A 6,062-nucleotide genomic window follows, 5' to 3' on the forward strand; every position below is an offset into this window, starting at 1 on the left:
CGCTTGGTTTATTCAAATCATCTTGCCGCTGAGACGGTCGTCGAAAGGGTAATTCGACATCCGTTCAACACCGTTTTCGAGGATCAAGAACTGATCCTCCAGTTTGACCCCTTCGTTCGAACGGTCCCATCCGACATAGCTTTCCAAACAGATTATCATTCCCGGTTCGAGCGCTCCCGCGAGAGGGTAGTCGCCTCCGGCACTGTCCAGATGTGGGATATTCGGAAATTCCCCCGCCATACCCAGCCCGTGACCGATACAGTAATACCGGCTGGCCTGATGTTCGGGTGGAATCTTCCAGGCCTTCTCTGCAAGCTCCCGGTATTCGACACCGGGCGCAAGCAGGCTGGCATTCCATTCCAGCTGCTCGCGTGCCCGGCCATAAAGCAATTTTTGATCCGCGGTCGCCCGTTGGTCTCCGCACAGAAATGTGCGCGAGAAGTCGACGGCGTAGTTTTCAAACGCAATGGCGTCAGTGTCGAGGCATAGAAGATCGCCTTTCTCCAGCAAACGACCGCCTGATTCCTGAAAATATGGAAACGTGTTCGGTCCGCTTTGAAACAGGCGTGTCGCAATGTACTGGCCATGCTTGGCCATCAAGGCATAGTGAAACTCGGCCCAGGTTTCATTTTCACTTTTGTCTGGTTCGGCACAGGTTTCCAGTCGTTCGACACCGATCTCAACTTCGCACATGGCATGACGAATGTAGGGTAATTCGACTGGCAGCTTGATCATCCGGGTCAATGATAATGCTTCGCCGGCATCCTCAACCTGCAGCCCTTGTGCACGCAGCGCGTCCACGGCCTGAAACGGGAACCTATCCACCGCTATCCGGTCAATTGCAGGATCTGTGGCGTGCAAGGTCCGGAAAATCTCGGCAGCAAATCGTCGGGCCGCCATCCGAACGTCACCACCCGAGCTTACGAAATCCAGACCTTCGGCAACCCGGATTTCATCGATTGTCGGCAAGCCTTCGGCCAGATGTTCACATCCTACAAACTCATAGAGGATTACAGGTCCCTCCAGAAAAACAAGCAGGTAACGCGCTGGGGTTCGCGCAGAAAAAAGCTGCATGTTCTTCGCGCCGGTGATGTAGAAAATCTGATTGGGATCGACAACCAACATCACCGGGACATCGTGCTGCCGCATCCCTGCACGAGTATGCTCCAACCGCGCCAGATACAGGGCGTGCCTGTTATCCATCAGCTCCTTGGTCGTCTGAGTACGTGTGTCGGACATACATGAATTTCCATGCTGAGTATCCGAAGAGTGCCAGCATCGCTCGGCTTTACAAAATGATGAATCCAACGCTAGTTTTTACGAAAAGTAAAAAGAGGTTTTCTTGGTCAACGCTCCCTCTCTCACCGGTTTACGTGCTTTCGAAGCCGTTGCGCGTCGCGGTTCTTTGACCAGAGCGGCACATGAATTATGTGTCACTCCTGCAGCTATCAGCCACCGATTGAAAGAACTGGAGGCCAGGGCCGGAACCAAGCTGCTCTATCGCGAGGCGGGGAGGTTTCACCCAACTCCACAGGGGCATGTTGTACTGCAACAGCTGGGCGATGCGTTCGACCGGATCCGCAATGCCAATCGGGTTATCGAGGACAGCGCCATTTCCCCGCCGCTTGAGATCGTCGCGTCTTATTCTTTTGCGGTGTCATGGGTGATCCCAAACTTACCCGACTTCCAATCGGGATTTCCAGAGTGCAAAATCACGATCGAACCCAGCCACACACCCGTACGACAAACACGTCCCAGCACCAGCCTGATCATCGTTCATGCCGACACTCGACCAGAAGGAGACGGCTGGCAAGAATTGTTCCCGGACATCTGTGCGATTGTATGCTCACCCGGCCATCCGTTGTTAGACGTAACTCATCAGAATCTACCGAAAGCCTTGGCCGCGTTCCCGCTCGTTCATATCAGCCACGAGCAGGGCAGCCGCAGAGGAGAGTTCTCTTGGACCGAGTGGGGACAAACGTTATTTGGATCGCCGATTGCCAACGCGTCAGGCTTGCATGTCACCGCTGAACATGTCGCAATTGATGCCGTTCAGGCAAGCGAAGGCATCGCATTGGTCAGCCTCATCAATGCCGACCGCTTCCTGAGCACAGGATCGTTGCGCTTCATAAACGGGACTGCGGTTTATTCGGGAAAGAAGTATTGGGTACGTTCTACGACCGGGATGACCGCTGCCGACTCCGTCTTGAAGACATTCGAGCACTGGTTGAAAAAGAACACGGCCAAAACGCTTCAAAAGTATTCCTCCCAACTTGAAAACACTACAAAACCATGAGCGCTTCGATGCATGACACCGGGAGTTGTGTTTCGTGGCAATTTGACGGGCAAAATACTCAGCGAAAAGACAGGCAGCCAGGTTCAGTAAGCATTGGAAGACAAAAGGGATACGCGCCCCAGATGCTGCAATAGCGTTTTGATGTGCACTTGTTTTGCAGACTGGCTGCCGGGTTGGGGCTGTATCGCGTGGTAGCCATAGGGCAACCTCATTTTATCTTGTCCCAGCCGAACCAGACGGCCTTCGGTCAAATCCTGCCGGGCCAGATGCAAGGGTGCCAGAAGGACGCCAGCGCCCTGGATCGCCAGTTGTATTCCAAGCCCTGTGCCTGCTGCACGCAGCCCTTTGGAGCTGTCTGGCAAGCGTGTGCTGCCAATATGCCGAAACCACGCGGTCCAAGTCGGATAAGAGGAATACGCCTCCCCCCAGTCCACATGGATCAGTTGCGGATCATCAACCTGCGCCAACTCTTTAAACAGTCCAGGTGCGCAGACCGGGGCCACATAGTCCTGCAAGATCATCCGGCTGATCAGCCCGTCACCCTGAACACTGTGGAAAGACAGTCTCAGATCCACCGCGTGACGCCTGGGATCGAAAGGATCGGGGTCTATTTGGATCGAGACGCTGATCTCTGGATGGTCTTTGCGCAGTTGAACCACAGCGGGCGCAACCCATCGATCGGCCAAAGACTGGATTGTGCTGATCACGATCCGCGACCGCATGTCCTGTTCGAGAAACCGCCCCGTTACCTCAGACAACTGCGTTAATGCCTGCGCCACCTGCGGATAGAGCATCTGTCCGGCGTCTGTCAGCGTGAGAGAGTTGTTGCCTCGTAAAAACAGCTTCTTGCCAAGAAATGTCTCAGCCTTTGCGACTTGCAGACTGACAGCGGCAGAGGACACGCCAAGCTCAGCGGCCGCCGCGGTGAATCCACCACAGCGCGCAGTTGCTTCGAAAGCTTTTATTGCGTTGAGAGGGGGCAGTCGCATCGCTGGTGAGTTACCATAAGAAAAACTTGAGCAGAAGTCACAATTTTTGGAATCAGGAGACGTAGATTCAGGCTTTATGCTGGCGACAACAAGCAAGGAGCGTGTGATGGCACGGATGGAAATTGAATATTTGGGCAAACCGGAAATCGACGCGTTGGCACTGACCAATGACGAGATACTGAACGCGATCGAACAAGGGCTTGTCGCCGCTGGTAACGGCGAAACGGTCATTGAACCGCGAATGCACTTGACCCCGGACCCAAGCTTTAATGGCCATTTCAACGTGTTACGAGGCTACGTCGCGCCACTGAATTACGCAGGTGTCAAGGTGGTCGGAGATTTTGTCGATAACTACAAACAAGGTTTGCCCAGCGAGCTTGCTCTGCTCAACCTGTTCTGTCCCCGGACCGGAGCACCCAAGGCGGTGATCGATGCTGCTGGAATCACCGATATGCGCACCGGTGCATTGACCGCATTGGGTGCCAAGTGGCTGGGGCCGAGAAAGCCTAAGATTTTAGGGCATCTCGGTGCTCGTGGAACGTCGTATTGGAACGTCCGTCTGCTGGACCATTTATTCGATTTCGATGAAATTCGGTTACATTCCCGCCGACCTGAAAGCCGCAATGCGTTTGGTGAAAAACTGCGCCGTGATCTGGGTAAGGACATCGTGGTGACAGAAGATTGGGAAAGCTGCCTAAACGGGGCCGACATCCTGATCGAAGCGACGCGTCTGACTGAACCGACCCCGTTGTTTGACCGGTCGTGGGTGAAAAAGGGGGCGTTGGTCATTCCCTATGGTACCATGAGCACCCTGCCGCTGGATTTTGTCGATGGGATCGACAAGTTTGTCATGGACGATCTGGGGCAGATGCGCGCCGGGCATTTGGGTGCGTTGCGACCGCACATCAACGCCGGATTGATAGATGAAAAGAGCTTTTATGCTGAAATCGGAGAAATCGCTGCCGGACATAAACCGGGCCGTGAACACGATGATGAAACGATCCTGTTTTGGCATCGCGGCATGTCCACAGGCGACATCGCGCTGGGGGCTGCGATTTTGGAAAAGGCCCGCGCTAAGGGCAATGTGCAACAGCTGCTTTATCGGGAAAGCTGATGCAAGAAGTTACTCTGAAAGGCGATGATCTCAGCCTAGGCGAACTGGTAGCGGCTGTATCTGGCGAAAACCGGGTAACGCTCTGCCCCAAAGGTATGGCGCGGATGGCGCAGTCTCGCGAAACCGTCGACCGGGTGATTGCCGATGGGACGCCGGTCTATGGTATCACAACCGGCTTGGGTGCGCGGGCGACCGAGGCGCTGGATGCCGAGACTTTGCAGGCGTTCTCGCTTCAAACGTTGCGCGGTCGGGCACAGGCGATGGGGCGGGCGGAGACGCCCGAAGTGGTCCGGGCTGCGATGATAGTGCGCGCCAATACACTGATGACAGGGATGAGCGGTGCGCAACCTCAGGTGGCGGAACACATCATTGCGTGTCTGAATGCCAGATTGACTCCGGTGGTGGGTCAGATCGGTTCAATCGGAGCGGCGGATCTGGTTCAGAATGCCACGCTTGGCCTCGCGCTGGTCGGAGAAGGTCAGATGCAGGATAAACTCGGACGGGTCGGAGACAGCGCTCAGCTGATGGGTGCACATGGCATTGCTCCGCTTGCGCTTGGTCCCAGGGATGGGTTGGCTTTGGCCAATCACAGCAGTTTTGTGGCCGGGTCTGCCGCGCTGGCGTTCCATGCCGCCGGTCGCGCATTTGAGGCGCTACAAACCGCTGCGGCCCTTTCACTGGAAGGTTTCCGTGCCAATCTTTCCCCTTTGGATCCAAGGATCCTGGCCAGGAAACCGCTGCCAGGTCAGGACATTGCTGCACGGGGATTGCATCAGCGTATGCAGGGCAGTTCGCTGTTTGACCCCGGCAACGCGCGCCGTCTGCAGGACCCTCTTTCCTTTCGCAATATTGCACAGATTCATGGCGCATTGGCGGGGGCTCTGTCGATGGCGGAATCTGTAATTGCTGTGGAACTGAACGGTGTCAGTGACAATCCAGTGGCTCTGTTCGATCAGGGGGAAATCCTGTCAGGCGGGAACTATTTCACGGCTGAATTGTGTCACGTACTCGAAGGGATTAGTCGCGCGTTTGTTCCGACTGCGATGGCACAGTTGGCGCGGTTTTCGAAGTTTCTGAACCCGGTTTTCAGCGATCTTCCCACCTTTCTTGCCCAAGAGGGTAGTGCCTCGAATGGCTTCGCGCCCGTCATGAAAACAGCCGAAGCATGGGTCGCACAGTTGGTACAAGCCGCGCAACCTGCACCGATCTGGCCCAGCATCAATGCCAATGGGGTAGAGGACTGTTTGCCTAACACTCCGATCGCCATTCGCGGATTGGAAACTGTTGTGGATTGCAGTCGCCATTTGACGGCAATTGAACTTCTGGTTGCTGCACAGGCTATTACGCTGCGTGAATGTCAGCAGAGCATGCCCCCTAAGCTGCAGGCGGTTCTGACAGAGCTCGGCGACATAGCCGCACCACTGATCGAAGATCGTTCACTCAGTGCAGACATAGCTGAAATTTCCAGGAAAATCGCTTTAGGTGAAAACCCAGCGATTTTAGGGTCTTAGACGCCCCATCGTCAGCCGTGTGCACGCAAATAAGCGATGGTCTGGGGTGTTGTTTCTTCAATCGCTGTTCGTTTGCCGATGGATACATGTTTGCCCGTGTCAAAATCCTGACACCTGTTCCATTTGCGCAGGATTTTCGTGACCGCTCATAC

The 6,062-nt window shown here is 55.1% G+C and carries 5 protein-coding genes; 3 read left to right on the top strand and 2 right to left on the bottom strand.

Features of this window, described 5'->3' with window-relative positions:
* Window positions 1-12 precede the first annotated feature (12 nt).
* Window positions 13-1,239 (bottom strand): M24 family metallopeptidase, encoded by a 1,227-nt coding sequence (locus AC2FNU_RS10370; protein WP_496787967.1) that lies wholly within the window; start codon window positions 1,237-1,239, stop codon window positions 13-15.
* 103 nt (window positions 1,240-1,342) lie between these two features.
* Between AC2FNU_RS10370 and AC2FNU_RS10375 the strand changes: the two genes are divergently transcribed.
* Entirely contained in the window at window positions 1,343-2,296 is a 954-nt protein-coding gene (locus AC2FNU_RS10375) for a LysR family transcriptional regulator (protein WP_496787968.1), read from the top strand.
* Between the two features lie 83 nt (window positions 2,297-2,379).
* Here the strand turns inward: AC2FNU_RS10375 and AC2FNU_RS10380 are convergent, their stop codons facing one another.
* Window positions 2,380-3,285: a LysR substrate-binding domain-containing protein gene (locus tag AC2FNU_RS10380; protein ID WP_496787970.1), complete on the bottom strand. Its 906-nt coding sequence runs from the start codon at window positions 3,283-3,285 to the stop codon at window positions 2,380-2,382.
* A 106-nt stretch (window positions 3,286-3,391) separates the two neighbouring features.
* Here AC2FNU_RS10380 and AC2FNU_RS10385 point away from each other — a divergent pair, with 106 nt between their 5' ends.
* Both AC2FNU_RS10385 and AC2FNU_RS10390 read left to right on the top strand, forming a co-directional pair.
* Window positions 3,392-4,399: an ornithine cyclodeaminase family protein gene (locus AC2FNU_RS10385; RefSeq protein ID WP_496787973.1), complete on the top strand. Its 1,008-nt coding sequence runs from the start codon at window positions 3,392-3,394 to the stop codon at window positions 4,397-4,399.
* Window positions 4,399-5,910, top strand: a complete 1,512-nt coding sequence (locus AC2FNU_RS10390) for an HAL/PAL/TAL family ammonia-lyase (protein WP_496787974.1) — start codon at window positions 4,399-4,401, stop codon at window positions 5,908-5,910. The genes AC2FNU_RS10385 and AC2FNU_RS10390 overlap by 1 nt, the downstream gene beginning before the upstream one ends.
* Window positions 5,911-6,062 lie beyond the last annotated feature (152 nt).

The organism is Ruegeria sp. BHSB064, from assembly GCF_059613205.1.

What these genes read in the sequence shown, in the direction of transcription:
- AC2FNU_RS10370 (WP_496787967.1), bottom strand. Translation starts at nt 1,239, where the DNA reads ATGTCCGACACACGTACTCAGACGACCAAGGAGCTGATGGATAACAGG.
- AC2FNU_RS10380 (WP_496787970.1), bottom strand. Translation starts at nt 3,285, where the DNA reads ATGCGACTGCCCCCTCTCAACGCAATAAAAGCTTTCGAAGCAACTGCG.
- AC2FNU_RS10385 (WP_496787973.1), top strand. Translation starts at nt 3,392, where the DNA reads ATGGCACGGATGGAAATTGAATATTTGGGCAAACCGGAAATCGACGCG.
- AC2FNU_RS10390 (WP_496787974.1), top strand. Translation starts at nt 4,399, where the DNA reads ATGCAAGAAGTTACTCTGAAAGGCGATGATCTCAGCCTAGGCGAACTG.